Genomic DNA, 18036 nt, shown 5'->3' on the forward strand with positions numbered 1-18036 from the left:
TTGAATGGCACGCGTTTCCGGTGTTGACATCCCGCGCGACAAGCGCGTGGAGGTTGCACTCACCTACGTCTTCGGTATCGGCCGCACCCAGTCGCAGGCGACCCTCGCCGCCACCGGTGTGAACCCGAACACCCGCGTTCGTGACCTTCCCGAAGAGGACCTGGTCAAGATCCGCGAGTACGTGGACGCCAACCTCAAGACCGAGGGTGACCTCCGTCGCGAGATCCAGGCCGACATCCGCCGCAAGGTCGAGATCGGCTGCTACCAGGGTCTGCGTCACCGTCGTGGCCTGCCGGTCCACGGTCAGCGCACCAGCACGAACGCTCGTACCCGCAAGGGCCCGCGTCGCGCCATCGCCGGCAAGAAGAAGCCGGGCAAGAAGTAGTCCACAGCGGACGCTGCGGTGCACCGGGGGGCGACCCCCGAGACGCCCGCAATCCAGCGGTCTTCGCTGTAGGACCGACCACCTCCCTCCATTCAGGAGTAAGACATGCCCCCCAAGGGTCGTCAGGGCGCTGCCAAGAAGGTGCGCCGCAAGGAAAAGAAGAACGTCGCTCACGGCCACGCGCACATCAAGAGCACGTTCAACAACACGATCGTGTCCATCACGGACCCGACCGGCAACGTGATCTCCTGGGCCTCCGCCGGCCACGTCGGCTTCAAGGGCTCGCGCAAGTCCACGCCGTTCGCCGCGCAGATGGCTGCCGAGTCGGCCGCCCGCCGCGCGCAGGAGCACGGCATGCGCAAGGTCGACGTATTCGTCAAGGGCCCGGGTTCCGGTCGTGAGACCGCCATCCGTTCGCTCCAGGCGACCGGTCTCGAGGTCGGCTCCATCCAGGACGTCACCCCGACCCCGCACAACGGCTGCCGTCCCCCGAAGCGCCGCCGCGTCTGACGCTGCGCTGAGCTTCGGCGGTGCGGCACCGGCTGGGGGTGCGGGGGTTATCCCCCGCATGTCGCAGCACGGCTGCCGTCCCCCGAAGCGCCGTCGCGTCTGATCCGTCGGGCCGCGAGGCCCGCTGATCATCTTCGCGCCGCTTCGTACGGCACACGGGCGGTACGGCTCCTCGGGGCCGTATCGCCCGTACCCTTGTAGTACTCAGGACATCAAATAGTGGGTGTCCATGACTGAAGGATTCATCGCATGCTGATCGCTCAGCGCCCCTCGCTGACCGAAGAGGTCGTCGACGAGTTCCGCTCGCGGTTCGTGATCGAGCCGCTCGAGCCGGGCTTCGGCTACACCCTCGGCAACTCCCTGCGTCGTACGCTCCTCTCCTCGATCCCGGGTGCGGCGGTCACGTCCATCCGCATCGACGGTGTCCTGCACGAGTTCACCACCGTGCCGGGCGTCAAGGAGGACGTCACCGACCTCATCCTGAACATCAAGCAGCTGGTCGTCTCCTCGGAGCACGACGAGCCGGTCGTGATGTACCTGCGCAAGCAGGGCCCGGGTCTGGTCACCGCCGCCGACATCGCCCCGCCGGCCGGCGTCGAGGTGCACAACCCCGACCTGGTCCTGGCGACCCTGAACGCCAAGGGCAAGCTGGAGATGGAGCTGACCGTCGAGCGCGGTCGCGGCTACGTCTCCGCCGTCCAGAACAAGCAGGTGGGCCAGGAGATCGGCCGTATCCCGGTCGACTCCATCTACTCGCCGGTTCTCAAGGTCACCTACAAGGTCGAGGCGACCCGTGTCGAGCAGCGCACCGACTTCGACAAGCTGATCGTCGACGTCGAGACCAAGCAGGCCATGCGCCCGCGCGACGCCATGGCGTCCGCCGGTAAGACCCTGGTCGAGCTGTTCGGTCTGGCCCGCGAGCTCAACATCGACGCCGAGGGCATCGACATGGGCCCGTCCCCGACGGACGCCGCCCTGGCCGCCGACCTGGCGCTGCCGATCGAGGAGCTCGAGCTCACCGTTCGCTCGTACAACTGCCTCAAGCGCGAGGGCATCCACTCCGTGGGTGAGCTCGTCGCCCGCTCCGAGGCCGACCTGCTCGACATCCGCAACTTCGGTGCGAAGTCGATCGACGAGGTCAAGGCGAAGCTGGCCGGCATGGGCCTGGCCCTCAAGGACAGCCCGCCCGGATTCGACCCGACCGCTGCCGCGGATGCCTTTGGCGCCGACGACGACGCGGACGCGGGTTTCGTGGAGACCGAGCAGTACTGATCGGTCTTCGGCTGCCGGCCCGCTGTGGCTGGTGGCGCAGTTCCCCGCGCCCCTTTGGGGTGCGGGGTCTCCGACGGGCAACCGCCCGCTCGGATACTGACTCCGGTACCTGATACGGCCGGGGCAGACACCTAGGAGAAACACCATGCCGCGTCCCACCAAGGGTGCCCGTCTGGGCGGCGGTGCCGCGCACGAGAAGCTGATGCTGGCGAACCTCGCCAAGTCGCTCTTCGAGCACGGCCGCATCACGACGACCGAGGCCAAGGCCCGCCGCCTGCGTCCGGTCGCCGAGCGCCTGATCACCAAGGCGAAGAAGGGCGACATCCACAACCGTCGCCAGGTGCTGCAGACGATCACGGACAAGGGCATCGTGCACGTGCTCTTCACCGAGATCGCTCCGCGCTTCGCCGAGCGTCCGGGTGGCTACACCCGCATCACCAAGATCGGCAACCGTCGTGGCGACAACGCCCCGATGGCCGTGATCGAGCTGGTCGAGGGCGAGATCGCCAAGAAGGCGACCGTCGCCGAGGCCGAGGCCGCCACCAAGCGTGCGGTCAAGGAGTCCGAGGCTGCTGCCGAGGCTCCGGCCGAGGAGTCGAAGGACGCCTGACCACGCTGATGCGTGTCAGTGACGGGCCCGCCCCTTTCGGGGGCGGGCCCGTCCCGCATTTCTGTGAGAGGAACTCTCGGTGAGTGACGAGGTGGCACCCGGTTTCGTGCGGGTGCGGCTGGACCTGTCGTACGACGGCAAGGACTTCTCCGGCTGGGCCAAGCAGCGCGAGGGCCAGCGCACGGTGCAGGGTGAGCTGGAAGCCGCGATCCGGACCGTGACCCGGTCCAAGGAGACGTACGAGCTGACGGTCGCGGGCCGTACGGACTCCGGGGTGCACGCGCGGGGCCAGGTCGCGCACGTCGACCTGCCGGCCGAGGTGTGGGCCGAGCACGAGGAGAAGCTGCTGCGCCGGCTCGCCGGCCGGCTGTCCCACGACGTACGGGTGTGGAAGGTCGCCGAGGCGCCGGCCGGTTTCAACGCGCGCTTCTCCGCGATCTGGCGGCGCTACGCCTACCGGGTGACGGACCATCACGGTGGTGTCGATCCGCTGTTGCGCGGTCATGTCCTGTGGCACGACTGGCCGTTGGACGTGGCGGCGATGAACGAGGCGTCGCAGGCGCTGCTCGGCGAGCACGACTTCGCCGCGTACTGCAAGCGGCGCGAGGGCGCGACGACCATCCGGACGTTGCAGCAGCTGAGTTGGGAGCGGGACGCTTCCGGCGTCATCACGGCGACCGTGCGGGCGGACGCGTTCTGCCACAACATGGTGCGCTCGCTGGTGGGTGCGCTGCTGTTCGTCGGTGACGGGCACCGGCCGGTGGACTGGCCGGGGAAGGTCCTGGCGGCGCGGGTGCGGGATTCCGCCGTGCATGTGGTGCGGCCGCACGGGCTGACGCTGGAGGAGGTCGGGTACCCGGCCGATTCCGAGCTGGCGGCGCGGAATATCGCGGCGCGGAACAAGAGGACGCTGCCCGGCGCGGGCTGCTGCTGACAGAACGAAAACGAAGTGGGGCCCGGCTTTCGCCGGGCCCCACTCACGCTTCGAGGCTCAGACGGAGCAGCTGATCGCCAGGTCGCTGTTGACCGTGAAGTACGGCTTGATGCCGTCGATCTTCGGGTACAGGTCCGTCTTGTTGCGGTCGACGATGTCGCCGATGAGGCGGGCCACCTTGACCGGCTCGCCGTCCGGGGTCAGGCGCAGGGCCAGGTCCCAGACGGTGTTCTCCTCGCCGGTGCCGCGGGCGTGCCGCAGGTCGGCGTAGGGGACGGTCACGCGGAAGGTCGTGCTGTCGACGGCGGTGACCTCGGCGGTCACCCGGTCGGCGGTGTCCGCGCGCGGGGTGGCGACGAGGACCGGCTCGGCGCCGTCGGCGAACTCGGCGCCGTGCAGGGTGCCTTCGACGGTGACGGTGGTGTCGTCCTGGTGGACGGCGCGGGCCTCGGCGTGGACGGGGCGGTTCCAGGCGCGCAGGGCGAGGAAGCCGTCGACCGTCGGGTAGGGCACCCACCAGGTGAAGGGGGCGCCGGGCAGGGCCTCCAGCTCGACGAGGCCGCGGCCTTCGGCGAGGTGGGAGACGACGCGGCGGCGGGCGTTGTCGTCGCCGCGGACGACGTGGAGGTCCCAGCGGCCCTCGCCGAGGCGGAGCTGCTTGCGGTCGAGGACGGCGGTGTACGGGGCCCGGGGGCCGGCCGGTGCCTTGAGGGGCACGCTGACGGGCTTGCCCTCCTTGCGGCGGGTGACCGTGAGGGAGAGCTTCTCGCCGGAGAGGCCCTTGCGGTCGACGAAGACGTGGATGTTGCCGTCGGCGTCGACGCGGCAGGAGGCGGTGCAGCGCAGCGGCTTGCGGACGATCTCCTTGAGCGCGGCCTTCACCGGCGGGGTGGCGGGCTTGGCGACGCCGCGGCGCAGCGGGCGCAGCAGCTTGCCGGCCGTGCGGCGCAGCATCTTGGAGAGGGGGACGGGCGCGGGCTTGCGCTCGGCCGTCCCGGAGCCGGTGCCCGTGGGGGCGGCGGCCGGGGCGGAGCCGTCGCGGACGCCGCCGAGGCTCTCGATGAGCTCCTCGTAGCGGCGGGCGATGGCGTCCGGGTGGTAGCGCTCGGCGGAGACCAGGGCGTTCTTGCCCATGGTGTGCCGCAGCTCGTCGTCCTCGATGAGCTTGAGGAGGCCCTTGGCGATGGCGTCGCTGTCGAGGTTGGTGACGAGGAGGCCGTCGTGGCCGTCCTTGATGATCTCGCCGGGGCCGTGCGGGCAGTCGGTGGCGACGACGGGGACGCCGCAGTTCATGGCCTCCACGATCGTCATGCCGAAGGACTCCTCGCGGGAGGTGACGGCGGCGATGGAGCCCTTGGCCCACTCGGTCTCGATGGGGGAGTGGGCGCCCATGAGGGTGATGTGCCCGGCGAGGCCGAGCTGGTCGATCTGCTCGCGGAGCTTGGCCTGCTGGGGGCCGCGGCCGTAGATGCGCAGCTTCCAGTCGGGGCGGGCGGCGGCGACGGTGGCCCAGGCCTTGACGAGGAGGTCGTAGCGCTTGACGGGGATGAGGCGGCCGGCGGCGACGACGAGCTTGGCGTTGCCGTCGGAGGGCTCGACCTCGGAGGCGGGGACGCCGTTGGGCAGCGCGATGAGCTTGGTCTTGATGCCGGGGAACTGCTCGCGGTGGGTCGCGGCGTCGGCGTCGGAGACGGCGGTGTGGGCGTCGAGGTGCGGGATCGCGAGGTCCTGGGCGGCGCGGATGTTCGGCTCGTGGGTGCCGTAGATCCGGTGTTCCTGGCCGATCCGCAGGTAGCGGTCCTGCCCGAACTCGGCCAGGTACATGACCAGGCCGGGGCGGGTGGCGACGACGACGTCGGCGTCGGTGCGGGCGAGGTGCTCGGCGACGCGCTTGTCGGTCAGGGCGCTGAAGTGGGCGCCCTTGGCCTCGACGGGCGGGATGTGGGCGCTGTCCTGCTCCAGCAGGGGGTTGTCCCGGTCGGCTCCGGTCTCGGCGCGGGTGTCGATCAGGTGGACCAGCTTCACCTTGCGGTCCAGGGGGAGCTTGGGTGTGCCGCCCGTCCTGTGGATCGACACGATCTCCACGTCGTGCCGGGCGGCGAGCGCGCCGGCGACGTTGAAGGTGGAGCGGATCGTGCCGCCGATGCCGTAGGCGTTCTGCAAAAGGAAAGAGATCTTCATGGCGGTGTGTGCGCGGCGCGAGCGGGCGGCGCGTCCGTCCTTCCCCCTGGCCTGGGTGTACGGGTCTCCCCTCGGCCGGACGTCTCGTCGGTCCGGTCCGATCCGTCGGTTAAGACCGTTGGGAGGGATTTCGGTTGCCTGTGCAGGCTACATTGTGGCTTGAGTCACATCGTCTACGTCAAGGGTGAGATCGTTCTCCGGGTCGGTCTACGCCCTCGCCCGTGAGACGCCCGGGCGGGATGTGCGGTTCCACGGGTGCGGGGCGCTGCATGGGTGTGCGCTCCCCTCTCCCGCTGGTCCGGTGTCGCCCGCTTGTTCGGGCGAGCGAACTGTAGGGGCAGTCGCGAAGCCCCTGTCAAGCCGTACGTCGAACGGCAGTCCCGAGGGTAACCGTGTGGACTGGCGTGGCGCGGGGACGGACCCCCCGGGCGCTGGGAGGCTGTGCCCTGTGAAGGCGATGGTGGCGGTCTCCGCGGTCGTGGCCCTCGGGCTGACGGCCGGATGCGGCGGCAGTGGCGGCGGCAACGGCGGTACCGGTGGCGCGGGGAGCCGCGGCGGCTCCCGGGGCGAGGCCAAGGGGCTGCGCAGTGCCGTGCGGATACTGAGCCCTGCGCAGCTGCGGCACGTCGAGCTGGGGGCGCGTGAGGTGCCCGGCTTCCAGATCGAACGCGCCGGCAGCAGTGCGGCGGGCGGCGGGCGGCCCCGTACCGACGCCGACGCCTGCCGGCCGCTCGTCGAGGCCCTCGGCTCCGAGCCGCGGCCCGAGCCGGCCGCGTCCGTCGTCAACACCTTCGCCAAGGCCGGCGAGGACAGCGACTTCCAGGGGCTCATGGGCATGATCCGCGTCTCCGCGTACCGCGGTGACGGCGCGGCCGCGACGCTCCGCGGGCTGCGCTCCGCCGCGGGCCGCTGCGCGGGCGGCTTCGCGATGCTCACGGGCGAGGGCGAACCGCAGGAGTTCCGGGCCGTACGGACCGTCGCCGCGCCGCGGCTGGGCGACGAGGCCGTCTCCTACCGCCTGGAGAACGCGGCGGAACGGGCGCCGAGCCTGATCACGGTCGTCCGCTCCGGCGCGACGCTCGCGATGTTCTTCGCGACGAGCCTGGGTGACCCCGAGGACGTCGAAATCCCGCCGGACCTGGTGGCCGCGCAGGTGAAGAAGGTCGAGCAGGCGGAACAGAAGGCCCCCACGGCGCCGCCGCCGTCGTCGCCGATGGCGGCGGGGGAGGGCGGGGAGGCGGGGGACGGCGGGGACGGGGGCTGAGCCCGGCGGGTGCTCCGCACCCCCCCCCGCGAGGGCTTACGCCTGCTTCTTCGCCCCCGGCGACGGTGTCGCCACCGATGCCGCCGCCTGGGCGTTCGCCCGGGCCATGATGCGGCGGAACGTGTAGCCCGCCACGTCGCGGCCCGCCTGGAGGGCGTCCTTGTCGTCGTCGGGGACGGCCTTGCCGTTCGTGTACCCCGCGACCGTGAAGTACGCGTAGCGCCCCTCCGCATTGGCGGTGAGGCGGCAGGCCGTGGCCCGGCAGAAGGACGGGCCGTCGCCCGCGAAGGACTCGATGTTGCCCGTGGACTGCTCCTTGGCCTTGTCCGCCGCGGCCTTCGTGTCGAAGACGGCGACGCCGACCGTCACCGCGACCCCGTCCCGTACGTACGTGGCCCGCAGGACCTCGCGGCAGCCGTTGCCGGTGAGGACGGCGCCGAGGCCGCCCTGCGCCGCCGAGGCGCAGTCGTTGTTGGTGGTCGTGGCCGTGCGGTCGTACTTGCGCTTGTCCAGGGACGGCTTGCTGTGCGGGAACAGCGTCTTCGTGCTCAGCGGGGCCTTGTCCTTGTCCGCACTGGCTATGAAGTCCCGCGGATTGGGCGGGGGCGGCGGGGCGACCTGCGAGAACGACGGCTCGGGCGAGCCCGGGGAGCTGGGGAGCTTCTGCGGCGAGGGCAGGCCGGCGGCCTTGCCGCTCTTGCCGGAGCCGACGACGAGGGCCGCCACGGTGCCGGCGACGGCGATCGTGGCCAGCGCGCCGCCGCCGATCAGCAGCCACTTGCGGCGGCGGCCGCGGGAGGCGGTGGTGTCGGCGAGGGCGTCCCAGTCGGGGGTCTGCGAGGCGGCCTGGCCCTGGCCCGGGACGGGCCCCCAGGGAGCCGGCTGCTGGGGCAGCGGCTGAGGCTGAGAGGGAGCCTGGGACGGGGCCTGGGGCTGCTGGGGAGCCTGCGGCAGCAGCACCGGCGGCGGACCGAACTGCCCGGCCGGCGGCATCGGCTGCCCGCCCGGCGCCGGAGCGGGCGCAGGAGCCGGAGCCGGACCCGGCGGCGGTCCCGAGGGCGGCCCCGGCGGCGGTCCCGGCTGCTGCGGATCACCCGGGGCCCCGTGCGGCCCTCCCTGCCCAAAGTTCATGGCGTGCATCGTAAACCGCGGAAACTGGTTGGTCGCCCCCTGTGGAAACAGGGAGAATCCCGCCCATGGGACATGTCGAAGCGGGCCACCTGGAGTACTACCTCCCCGACGGGAGGGTGCTCCTCGGCGATGTCTCCTTCCGCGTGGGCGAGGGGACCGCGGTCGCCCTCGTCGGCGCCAACGGCGCGGGCAAGACCACGCTGCTGCGCCTGATCGCGGGCGAGCTCCAGCCGCACGGCGGCGCGGTCTCGGTGAGCGGCGGGCTCGGCGTGATGCCGCAGTTCGTCGGCTCGGTCCGCGACGACCGTACGGTCCGTGACCTGCTGGTTTCCGTCGCCCAGCCCCGCATCCGCGAGGCCGCGAAGGCCGTCGACGAGGCCGAGACCGCGATCATGGAGCGGGACGACGAGGCCGCGCAGATGGCGTACGCGCAGGCGCTCTCCGACTGGGCCGAAGCCCGTGGCTACGAGGCCGAGACGGTGTGGGACATGTGCACCACGGCCGCGCTCGGCGTCCCGTACGAGAAGGCGCAGTGGCGCCGGGTGCGCACGCTCTCCGGCGGCGAGCAGAAGCGGCTGGTCCTGGAGTCCCTGCTGCGCGGCCCGGACGAGGTCCTGCTGCTGGACGAGCCGGACAACTACCTCGACGTCCCCGGCAAGCGCTGGCTGGAGGAGAAGCTGCGCGAGACGAAGAAGACGGTGCTCTTCGTCTCCCACGACCGCGAGCTGCTGGCCCGCTCCGCCGAGAAGATCATCAGCGTGGAGCCGGGCCCGGCGGGCAGCGACGTCTGGGTGCACGGCGGCGGCTTCGCCACGTACCACGAGGCGCGCAAGGAGCGGTTCGCCCGCTTCGAGGAGCTGCGGCGGCGCTGGGACGAGAAGCACGCCCAGCTGAAGAAGCTGGTGATCACGCTGCGGCAGGCGGCGGCGGTCAGCCACGAAATGGCCTCGCGCTACGCCGCGGCGCAGACCCGGCTGCGGAAGTTCGAGGAGGCGGGCCCGCCGCCGGAGCCGCCGCGCGAGCAGGACATCCGGATGCGGCTGCGCGGCGGGCGCACCGGCGTGCGGGCGGTGACCTGCGAGAAGCTGGAGCTCACGGGGCTCATGAAGCCCTTTGATCTTGAGGTCTTCTACGGCGAGCGGGTCGCGGTGCTGGGCTCGAACGGCTCGGGCAAGTCGCACTTCCTCCGCCTCCTGGCCGGGGACTCCGAAAATCCGGTGGCGCACACGGGCTCCTGGAAGCTGGGCGCGCGCGTCGTGCCGGGGCACTTCGCGCAGACGCACGCCCACCCGGAGCTGCTGGGCCGCACGCTCGTCGACATCCTGTGGACGGAGCACGCCAAGGACCGCGGCGGGGCGATGTCCGCCCTGCGGCGGTACGAGCTGGAGAAGCAGGGCGACCAGCCCTTCGAGAAGCTGTCGGGCGGGCAGCAGGCCCGCTTCCAGATCCTGCTGCTGGAGCTCGCGGGAACGACGGCCCTGCTGCTGGACGAGCCCACGGACAACCTGGACCTGGAGAGCGCGGAGGCCCTCCAGGAGGGGCTGGAGGCGTACGAGGGCACCGTGCTGTGTGTCACACACGACCGCTGGTTCGCCCGTACGTTCGATCGCTTCCTGGTCTTCGGTGCGGACGGCCGTGTCCGTGAGGTCCCGGAGCCCGTCTGGGATGAGGGGCGTGTGGCGCGGGCGCGGTGACCGTGCGGGCGGCCGCCTGCGGCGGTGTCCTCGAACGCCGGACGGGCTGAATTGTCCGAGCGGTGAGACCATGTGTTTTGACCCCGCCGGTGGGCTCCCGGTACTCTACGAGTTCGTTATGCGTATTGGCTTGGTCGTTCTCACGCGAGGGGCCCTTACGCTTGCCCACCAGAGTGGCCGCCAGCGGCCCGCACCCGGGTTGCGTCCCCGGAGTGCGTCCCTCGCCGGCAGCCGCCTCAGGCGGGCCGTGTCAGGACCCACTCACTGAAGAAGCGAAGGCTACGACCGTGCGTACGTTCAGCCCCAAGCCCGGCGATGTCCAGCGCCAGTGGCACATCATCGACGCGCAGGACGTCGTCCTGGGCCGTCTGGCCTCTCAGGCCGCCAACCTCCTGCGTGGCAAGCACAAGCCCGTGTACGCCCCGCACATGGACATGGGTGACTTCGTCATCATCATCAACGCCGACAAGGTGCACCTGTCCGGCAACAAGAAGACCCAGAAGATGGCGTACCGCCACTCCGGCTTCCCGGGCGGTCTCCGCTCCGTGCGTTACGACGAGCTGCTCGACAAGAACCCCGAGAAGGCCGTCGAGAAGGCCATCAAGGGCATGGTTCCCAAGAACTCCCTCGGCCGTCAGATGCTCTCGAAGCTGAAGGTCTACTCGGGCCCCGTGCACCCGCACGCCGCCCAGAACCCGCAGCCGTTCGAGATCACCCAGGTCAAGCAGGGCTAGTCCCGGCCACCGCCGACCAGACAGAAAGTATCTGAGGAGAATCGTGGCTGAGACCACCGCCGAGACCCCCGTCATCGACGACGAGGCTGGCGTCGAGGAGTACACCACCGAGACCGAGGTCGTCGAGTCGGAGTACACCTCCGAGTCGCTCGCTTCCCGTTTCGGTGACCCGCAGCCGGCCGCCGGCCTGGGCCGTCGCAAGAACGCCATTGCCCGCGTCCGGATCGTTCCGGGCACCGGCAAGTGGAAGATCAACGGTCGCACCCTTGAGGACTACTTCCCCAACAAGGTGCACCAGCAGGAAGTCAACGAGCCCTTCAAGGTGCTCGAGCTTGACGACCGCTACGACGTCATCGCCCGCATCGCGGGTGGCGGCGTTTCCGGCCAGGCCGGCGCCCTGCGCCTCGGCGTGGCCCGCGCGCTGAACGAGGCGGACGTGGACAACAACCGCGGCCCGCTGAAGAAGGCCGGCTTCCTGAGCCGCGACGACCGTGCGGTCGAGCGCAAGAAGGCCGGTCTGAAGAAGGCCCGCAAGGCCCCGCAGTACAGCAAGCGCTAATCACGCGGCTTCGCTGCTTCTGCTCGAACGCCCCGGCGGCACGCTCCGTGCCCGCCGGGGCTTTCGGCTATCGGGCACCCGGGACGTATCGGCGTATACCTGAAGTCAACGTTCCGGTTCCGGACCCGACACTTTTGTTTGCGGGGCCCGTTCACAGGCAGGCCCCGTATCCGCGCGTTTTTCGGAGGACACCAGTGGGACGACTCTTCGGTACGGACGGTGTGCGCGGCGTCGCCAACGCCGATCTCACGGCTGAGCTCGCGCTCGGCCTGTCGGTCGCCGCGGCGCACGTGCTCGCCGAGGCGGGCACCTTCGAGGGCCACCGCCCCGTGGCGGTCGTGGGCCGGGATCCGCGCGCTTCGGGCGAGTTCCTGGAGGCCGCCGTCGTGGCCGGCCTGGCCAGCGCCGGCGTCGACGTGCTGCGGGTGGGCGTCCTGCCCACGCCCGCCGTCGCCTACCTCACCGGCGCGCTCGGCGCCGACCTCGGCGTGATGCTCTCCGCGAGCCACAACGCCATGCCCGACAACGGCATCAAGTTCTTCGCCCGCGGCGGCCACAAGCTCGCCGACGAGCTGGAGGACCGCATCGAGCAGACCTACCGGGCGCACGCCTCCGGCGAGCCCTGGGACCGTCCCACCGGTGCCGGCGTCGGCCGCGTCCGCGAGTACGACCAGGGCTTCGACAACTACGTCGCCCACCTCATCGGCGTCCTCCCCAACCGCATGGACGGCCTCAAGGTCGTCATCGACGGCGCCCACGGCGCCGCGGCCCGCGTCTCCCCGGAGGCCTTCGCCCGCGCCGGCGCCGAGGTCATCACCATCGGCACCGAGCCCGACGGCCTCAACATCAACCACGAGTGCGGCTCCACGCACCTGGACAAGCTCCGGGCCGCCGTCGTCGAGCACGGCGCCGACCTGGGCGTGGCCCACGACGGCGACGCCGACCGCTGCCTCGCCGTGGACCACAAGGGCAACGAGGTCGACGGCGACCAGATCCTCGCCGTCCTGGCCCTCGCGATGCGCGAGGCGGGCTCGCTGCGCAAGAACACCGTCGTCGCGACCGTGATGTCCAACCTGGGCTTCAAGCTGGCCATGGAGCGCGAGGGCGTCGAGCTGATCCGGACGGCCGTCGGCGACCGCTACGTCCTGGAGGAGATGAAGGCGCACGGCTTCGCCCTCGGCGGCGAGCAGTCCGGCCACGTCATCGTCCTCGACCACGCCACCACCGGCGACGGCACGCTGACCGGCCTGATGCTGGCCGCCCGCGTCGCCGCCACGGGCCGCTCGCTGGCGGATCTGGCCGGCGTGATGGAGCGCCTGCCGCAGATCCTCATCAACGTCCGCGACGTCGACAAGTCCCGGGTGAACTCCTCGGAGGAGCTCGCCTCGGCCGTCGCCGACGCCGAGCAGCAGCTGGGCTCCACGGGCCGCGTGCTGCTGCGCTCGTCCGGCACCGAGCCGCTCGTCCGGGTGATGGTGGAGGCCGCCGACATCGAGCAGGCGCGGACGGTCGCGCAGTGCCTCGCCGACGCGGTCAAGTCCGCGCTGGGCTAGCCTTTCCGGCTTCCCGTGGCCGTACGTACGAGCTTTGAGGCCCGTGCGTACGGCCACGCGGCTTTCAGGGGCTCTCGGGGGCTCTCAAGGGCTGTCAGAGCTTGCGCAGCGACAGCCGCTGCACCTTGTGGTCCCGCCCCTTGCGCAGGATCAGGTTCGAGCGGCCGCGCGTGGGCGCCACGTTCTCCAGCAGGTTGGGCTTGTTGATGGTCCGCCAGTTGCGGCGCGCGTAGTCCAGGGCCTCCTCCTCGGAGACCTCGGTGTAGCGGCTGAAGTACGAGTCGGGGTCGGTGAAGGCCGTGGCGCGCAGCTTCTTGAACCGCTCGTAGTACCAGCCCTCGATGTCCTCCGCGCGCGCGTCCACGTACACGCTGAAGTCGAAGAAGTCGGCGAGCCCGACGCGCGTGCGGCCGTCCTTGCCGGGCAGGGCCGGCTGGAGGACGTTGAGGCCCTCGATGATGAGGATGTCGGGGCGGTGCACGGTCAGCCGCTCGCCGGGCACGATGTCGTAGATCAGGTGGGAGTAGACGGGGGCGGTGACCTCGTCCTTGCCCGCCTTCACGTCGGCGACGAAGCGGGTCAGGGCGCGCCGGTCGTACGACTCGGGGAAACCTTTCCGCGACATCAGGCCGCGGGCGTGCAGCTCGGCGTTGGGCAGCAGGAAGCCGTCGGTGGTGACCAGCTCGACGCGCGGGTGCTCGGGCCAGCGCGCGAGCAGCGCCTGGAGGAGGCGGGCGGTGGTCGACTTGCCGACCGCCACGCTGCCCGCGACCCCTATGACGAAGGGCGTGCCGGGCTGGGAGTGGGAGCCGTGCCCGCCGCCGACGTCGCCCAGGAAGGTGTTCAGCGTGGCGCGCAGCCCGCTGGTGGCCTCCACGTAGAGGTGCAGGAGCCGGGACAGCGGCAGGTAGACCTCGCGGACCTCGTCCAGGTCGACGACGTCTCCCAGGCCGCGCAGCCGCTCGACCTCCTCGGCGGTCAGCGGCAGCGGGGTGTCCTCGCGCAGGGCGCTCCACTCGGCGCGGGTCAGGTCCACATACGGGGACGAGTCGGCGCGGCGGCGCTGCTGCTCTGTGGTGGTCGGCACGGCCCCATTGTGCGCGGCCGGGGCGCGGCGCTCACTTCCGGGTGGCGGGAGCGGGCGTTCTCGTGGGGTTTGCGCGCCTCGTACGGGCGGTAACCGGCCGGGCTCGGTGGGTGAACTTTCACCGATCTCTGTACCTACTGACCGGTCAGGCACTACGTTCCGCTCGCGGGCCGCACGCGCACCTGCCCCCCCCACGCGGCCGCATCACGCTAGGGACGGCCGTGTTCGCTCTCCGAAACCACCCTCGCAGCCCCCGCCGGCGGCCGGTCTCCCGGTCTGCCGAGGCCGACCGGGAGGCCTTCGCCGCGCGCGTCTGCGCCGAGCTGGCCGACGATCTGCCCGAGGAGGACCTCACCCAGGACCTGGACGACTGCCTCGACCGCTACGAGCTCGGCAGCAAGCCGCGCTGCGAGGAGGTCGAGTACCTGGAGATGGTGCAGGACGCGATCGACAGGATCGAGCGGGGCTGCTGATCCGCCGGAGGCGGTGGCGGTTGCGCCGTTGCCGCCACGCGCGGGGGCGCCCGGGCCGTAACCTGCTCCGCATGTGCGGAATCGTTGGCTATGTGGGAGGGCAGTCCGCCCTCGATGTCGTATTGGCGGGGCTGCGGCGGCTGGAGTACCGCGGCTATGACTCGGCCGGGGTGGCGGTGCTGGCCGACGGCGGCCTCGCCGCCGCGAAGAAGGCGGGCAAGCTCGCCAACCTGGAGAAGGAGCTGTCCGACCGGCCGCTGCCGTCCGGCCCGACCGGCATCGGCCACACCCGCTGGGCCACGCACGGCGCGCCCAACGACGCCAACGCCCACCCCCACCTGGACAACCCGGGCCGCGTCGCCGTCGTCCACAACGGCATCATCGAGAACTTCGCCGAACTGCGGGCCGAGCTGACCGAGCGGGGCCACGCCCTCGGCTCGGAGACCGACACCGAGGTCGTCGCGCACCTGCTGTCCGAGTCCTTCTCCTCCTGCGGGGACCTCGCCGAGTCGATGCGGCAGGTCTGCCTCCGCCTGGAGGGCGCGTTCACGCTGGTCGCGGTGCACGCGGACGAGCCGGACGTGGTGGTCGGCGCGCGCCGCAACTCCCCGCTCGTGGTCGGTCTCGGCGACGGCGAGTCCTTCCTCGCCTCCGACGTCGCCGCGTTCATCGAGCACACCCGCGAGGCCGTCGAGCTGGGCCAGGACCAGGTTGTCGAGCTGCGCCGCGACGGGGTGACCGTCACCGGCTTCGACGGCGCGCCCGCGGACGTCCGCCCGTACCACGTCGACTGGGACGCCTCGGCCGCCGAGAAGGGCGGCTACGACTACTTCATGCTCAAGGAGATCGCCGAGCAGCCGAAGGCCGTCGCGGACACGCTGCTGGGCCGGATCGACGCCGCGGGGACGCTGTCGCTGGACGAGGTGCGGATCCCGGCGTCCGTGCTGCGCGAGGCCGACAAGATCGTCATCGTGGCGTGCGGGACGGCGTACCACGCGGGGATGATCGCCAAGTACGCGATCGAGCACTGGACGCGGATCCCCTGCGAGACCGAGCTGGCCAGCGAGTTCCGCTACCGGGACCCGATCCTCGACCAGCGGACGCTGGTGATCGCCATCAGCCAGTCCGGCGAGACGATGGACACCCTGATGGCGCTGCGGCACGCGCGGGAGCAGGGCGCGAAGGTCCTCGCCATCTGCAACACCAACGGCTCGACGATTCCGCGCGAGTCGGACGCGGTCCTGTACACGCACGCGGGCCCGGAGGTGGCCGTCGCCTCCACGAAGGCGTTCCTCACCCAGCTGGTGGCCTGCTACCTGGTGGCGCTGTACCTGGGGCAGGTGCGCGGCACCAAGTGGGGCGACGAGGTCGTCTCCGTGATCCGCGAGCTGTCGCAGATCGCGGGGCAGGTGGAGGAGGTCCTGGAGACCATGGAGCCCGTGCGGGAGCTCGCGCGCTCCCTGGCGGACAAGAACACGGTGCTGTTCCTGGGCCGGCACGTGGGCTATCCCGTGGCCCTGGAGGGCGCGCTGAAGCTCAAGGAGCTCGCGTACATGCACGCGGAGGGCTTCGCGGCGGGCGAGCTCAAGCACGGGCCGATCGCGCTCATCGAGGAGGACCTGCCGGTGGTGGTGGTCGTGCCGTCGCCGCGGGGCCGGTCCGTCCTCCACGACAAGATCGTGTCGAACATCCAGGAGATCCGGGCGCGCGGCGCGCGCACGATCGTGATCGCCGAGCGGGGCGACGAGGCGGTGCGGCCGTACGCCGACCACCTCGTGGAGATTCCGCGGACGCCGGTGCTGCTGCAACCCCTGGTGGCCACGGTGCCGCTCCAGGTCTTCGCGTGCGAGCTCGCGACGGCCCGCGGCAACGAGGTCGACCAGCCGCGCAACCTGGCGAAGTCGGTGACCGTCGAATGATCGTCGGAGTGGGCATCGACGTCGCCGAGATCGAACGCTTCGACGCCGCCCTGCGGCGTACGCCCGCGCTGGCGGAGCGGCTGTTCGTGGAGCGGGAGCTGTACCTGCCGAGCGGCGAGCGGCGCGGCATCGCGTCCCTGGCCGCACGCTTCGCGGCGAAGGAGGCCGTCGCCAAGGCCCTGGGCGCGCCGGGGAACCTGCTGTGGACGGACGCGGAAGTCACGACGGAGGCGAGCGGCCAGCCGCGGCTGCGGGTGTCGGGAACGGTGGCGGCGCGGGCCGAGGAGCTCGGGGTGACGTCGTGGCACGTCTCGCTGAGCCATGACGCGGGGGTGGCGTCGGCGGTGGTGGTGGCGGAGAAGTAGCGCTCACCGTCGCCCTGTTGCAGGGCAGTTGACCTGTGGCCGGTCGGCCTGTCACAGGACAGGGGTACGGTTTCCGTGTCGCGTCAGAAACGGAGCCACGTATGCCCCCGCACTTTGACGAACACACCGGCCACACCGGCGCACGCATCGCCGGCGTGCGGAAGGTCCGCCGCCTGACCCGGCGCGAGTTGGCGGACCTGGCCCACGTCTCGTACAGCACCCTGACCAAGGTCGAGCAGGGTGCTCTGCCCGCAAGCCCTTCGGTCATCGGGGCGCTGGCTCGTGCGCTCTCCCTGCCCGTCACCGAACTGACCGGCCAGCCCTACGTGGACGAGCTGCGGGCGGACCAGCTGGACGGGCTGATCCAGCCGATCCGCGAGGCGCTGGACGTCTACGACCTCGGGCCCGATCCGGACGTCATGCCGCGCACCCTGCCCGAGCTGGAAGCGCACGCCGACGAGCTGTGCGCCATGGTCCGTGCGACGAACATCAAGCAGGTCGCCGCCGGTCTGCCCGCGCTGATCCACGAGGCGACCACGGCGGCGCACACGGCCCCCGGGGACCGCAGCTGGCGCGTCCTGGCCAGCACGTACCGCACGGCCTACGACGTGACCACGAAGCTCGGCTTCCTCGATCTGTGCACGGTCGCGCTGGACCGCCTGGAATGGGCCGCGCAGCGCGCCTCGGACCCGGTCCTCGGCGGGATGCGCCAGTACTTGCGGGCCCTGGCCTACCTGCGCGCCAGTGACTACCGCACGGGCAAGCGGCTCGTGCGGCTCGGCATGGCCACCTTGGCGCAGGCCGAGGCGGGGCGGGTGCGCGACGTCGTCACGGGCCAGCTGCACCTGGGTGCCGCCGTCCTCGCGGGCCGCGACAAGGACGAGGGCGCCGCCACCGGGCACCTCGACGAGGCGCGGCGGATCGCGGAGCGCACGGGCGAGGCCGGGAAGGTGCACTGGCTGTCGTTCGGGCCGACCAACGTCGGAGCGCACCACGTGAGCGTCCTCGCCGAGCTGGACCGGTATCCGGAGGCGGTACGGGCGGCCGAGGACACGGTCATCCCGGCCACCTGGCCACCGTCCCGCCGGGCCCACCACTACACCGAGGTCGCACGGGCCGAGCTGTGGACCGGCCGCACGGACGCGGCCTTCAGGAATCTCCAGCTGGCGCGGAAGGTGGCGCCGCAGCAGACGCGCTACCACCCGGTGGTGCGGGAGACGTTCGCGGGGCTGGAGTCGGCGAGGCGGCGCATGCCGGAGACGTTCAGCAACTACGGTGCTTGGCTGGGCCGGTGACGCACGGTCGAGCGGATGGGGTGGACGGCTCATGGTCGGGGAGAGGACTGCCGACTTATCCGCCGTGCGC

General features: G+C 71.4%; 17 protein-coding genes. 14 read left to right on the forward strand and 3 right to left on the reverse strand.

The window, feature by feature from the left end:
- Window positions 1-4: 4 nt before the first annotated feature.
- From rpsM to truA, 5 genes are all read left to right on the forward strand, one after another.
- Window positions 5-385, forward strand: coding sequence for a 30S ribosomal protein S13 (gene rpsM, locus D7231_RS18465; protein WP_030368393.1), 381 nt, complete (start codon window positions 5-7; stop codon window positions 383-385).
- 105 nt (window positions 386-490) lie between these two features.
- On the forward strand, window positions 491-895 hold the full coding sequence (rpsK, locus tag D7231_RS18470) for a 30S ribosomal protein S11 (RefSeq protein WP_003948617.1): 405 nt from the start codon (window positions 491-493) through the stop codon (window positions 893-895).
- A gap of 249 nt (window positions 896-1144) precedes the next feature.
- Window positions 1145-2167: a DNA-directed RNA polymerase subunit alpha gene (locus tag D7231_RS18475; RefSeq protein WP_004946635.1), complete on the forward strand. Its 1023-nt coding sequence runs from the start codon at window positions 1145-1147 to the stop codon at window positions 2165-2167.
- A 145-nt stretch (window positions 2168-2312) separates the two neighbouring features.
- Window positions 2313-2777: a 50S ribosomal protein L17 gene (gene rplQ / locus D7231_RS18480; protein WP_030368392.1), complete on the forward strand. Its 465-nt coding sequence runs from the start codon at window positions 2313-2315 to the stop codon at window positions 2775-2777.
- Window positions 2778-2856: 79 nt separating this feature from the next.
- Window positions 2857-3711 (forward strand): tRNA pseudouridine(38-40) synthase TruA, encoded by an 855-nt coding sequence (gene truA, locus D7231_RS18485; protein WP_120756567.1) that lies wholly within the window; start codon window positions 2857-2859, stop codon window positions 3709-3711.
- 57 nt (window positions 3712-3768) lie between these two features.
- Here the strand turns inward: truA and D7231_RS18490 are convergent, their stop codons facing one another.
- Entirely contained in the window at window positions 3769-5892 is a 2124-nt protein-coding gene (locus tag D7231_RS18490) for a glycosyltransferase family 4 protein (RefSeq protein WP_120756568.1), read from the reverse strand.
- 448 nt (window positions 5893-6340) lie between these two features.
- Between D7231_RS18490 and D7231_RS18495 the strand changes: the two genes are divergently transcribed.
- Window positions 6341-7156 (forward strand): hypothetical protein, encoded by an 816-nt coding sequence (locus D7231_RS18495; protein ID WP_120756569.1) that lies wholly within the window; start codon window positions 6341-6343, stop codon window positions 7154-7156.
- Between the two features lie 36 nt (window positions 7157-7192).
- Here the strand turns inward: D7231_RS18495 and D7231_RS18500 are convergent, their stop codons facing one another.
- Window positions 7193-8149, reverse strand: coding sequence for a hypothetical protein (locus D7231_RS18500; protein WP_120756570.1), 957 nt, complete (start codon window positions 8147-8149; stop codon window positions 7193-7195).
- Window positions 8150-8352: 203 nt separating this feature from the next.
- Between D7231_RS18500 and D7231_RS18505 the strand changes: the two genes are divergently transcribed.
- From D7231_RS18505 to glmM, 4 genes are all read left to right on the forward strand, one after another.
- Window positions 8353-9981: an ABC-F family ATP-binding cassette domain-containing protein gene (locus D7231_RS18505; RefSeq protein ID WP_199739406.1), complete on the forward strand. Its 1629-nt coding sequence runs from the start codon at window positions 8353-8355 to the stop codon at window positions 9979-9981.
- Window positions 9982-10268: 287 nt separating this feature from the next.
- Window positions 10269-10715 carry a 50S ribosomal protein L13 gene (rplM, locus tag D7231_RS18510; protein WP_120756571.1) on the forward strand — a complete coding sequence of 149 codons (447 nt, stop codon included), beginning with the start codon at window positions 10269-10271 and terminating at the stop codon, window positions 10713-10715.
- Between the two features lie 43 nt (window positions 10716-10758).
- Window positions 10759-11274 (forward strand): 30S ribosomal protein S9, encoded by a 516-nt coding sequence (gene rpsI / locus D7231_RS18515; RefSeq protein ID WP_120756572.1) that lies wholly within the window; start codon window positions 10759-10761, stop codon window positions 11272-11274.
- Window positions 11275-11468: 194 nt separating this feature from the next.
- Entirely contained in the window at window positions 11469-12827 is a 1359-nt protein-coding gene (gene glmM, locus D7231_RS18520) for a phosphoglucosamine mutase (RefSeq protein WP_120756573.1), read from the forward strand.
- Between the two features lie 94 nt (window positions 12828-12921).
- On the opposite strand, the gene coaA is transcribed toward glmM, so the two are convergent.
- Window positions 12922-13914: a type I pantothenate kinase gene (coaA, locus tag D7231_RS18525; protein WP_120756574.1), complete on the reverse strand. Its 993-nt coding sequence runs from the start codon at window positions 13912-13914 to the stop codon at window positions 12922-12924.
- Between the two features lie 221 nt (window positions 13915-14135).
- Between coaA and D7231_RS18530 the strand changes: the two genes are divergently transcribed.
- From D7231_RS18530 to D7231_RS18545, 4 genes are all read left to right on the forward strand, one after another.
- Window positions 14136-14387, forward strand: a complete 252-nt coding sequence (locus D7231_RS18530) for a hypothetical protein (RefSeq protein ID WP_120756575.1) — start codon at window positions 14136-14138, stop codon at window positions 14385-14387.
- Window positions 14388-14458: 71 nt separating this feature from the next.
- Window positions 14459-16306, forward strand: a complete 1848-nt coding sequence (gene glmS, locus D7231_RS18535; protein WP_120756576.1) for a glutamine--fructose-6-phosphate transaminase (isomerizing) — start codon at window positions 14459-14461, stop codon at window positions 16304-16306.
- Window positions 16303-16671, forward strand: coding sequence for a holo-ACP synthase (locus D7231_RS18540; protein WP_120756577.1), 369 nt, complete (start codon window positions 16303-16305; stop codon window positions 16669-16671). The genes glmS and D7231_RS18540 overlap by 4 nt, the downstream gene beginning before the upstream one ends.
- 101 nt (window positions 16672-16772) lie before the next feature.
- On the forward strand, window positions 16773-17966 hold the full coding sequence (locus tag D7231_RS18545) for a helix-turn-helix domain-containing protein (protein WP_120756578.1): 1194 nt from the start codon (window positions 16773-16775) through the stop codon (window positions 17964-17966).
- Window positions 17967-18036 lie beyond the last annotated feature (70 nt).

It is taken from the genome of Streptomyces klenkii, assembly GCF_003626645.1.
GTDB lineage: Bacteria > Actinomycetota > Actinomycetes > Streptomycetales > Streptomycetaceae > Streptomyces > Streptomyces klenkii.